Genomic DNA, 529 nt, shown 5'->3' with positions numbered 1-529 from the left:
TGGAGCCCCGCTCCATGTACGGAAACTGGTAGCGCAATGTGGCGACATTGGCCGCCGCAAGCGCGTCGGCCAATGACGACATGCCGGCGTGCTGCATGCCCGCCCCGGCACCGTGCGCGAAGACATACAGGGCTCGCGCGTCCTCCGGCGCTCGGAGGAGCGCAGAGACCTTGGTGCCGTCGGGGAGTGCCAGGGAAAGCGATTCTGGGTCGTCCATCGTATTCAGGTCGTGTCGTTGTGGCCTTTGCGCCGATTCTGCATCAATGAGGCATCGGGGAGCGTTTGGGGCGGCCTCCGGCAGGGCATTGCGAAAGCGGAGTTTGCCGGCCGATCCATGGAGCGCGCGCCCATCGTGAACGGCGCCGCAGTCGCGATGTGCCGGTTGACGACCGCAGGCCCGACCTGTGGGCCGCAACGTAATCCGCGCTTTGAGACATCTGCGTAATAGCACGCCTGCATCATTGTCAGCGAGCTGTTACGACACTGCAATCAGCGTCAAAGGAAGTTCTCGAAGGGCAGTTCATTTATC

At 62.9% G+C, this 529-nt stretch carries 1 protein-coding gene; it reads right to left on the bottom strand.

The annotated features are described in order from the left end of the window. A partial coding sequence (locus P0D96_RS48355; protein WP_408321448.1) for an alpha/beta family hydrolase occupies nucleotides 1-217 on the bottom strand: 217 nt, incomplete at its 3' end. Between the last annotated feature and the right edge of the window lie 312 nt (nucleotides 218-529).

Source organism: Paraburkholderia sp. RL17-347-BIC-D, from assembly GCF_046027915.1.
Taxonomy (GTDB): domain Bacteria; phylum Pseudomonadota; class Gammaproteobacteria; order Burkholderiales; family Burkholderiaceae; genus Paraburkholderia.
This window is presented reverse-complemented; position numbering and strand designations above follow the sequence as displayed.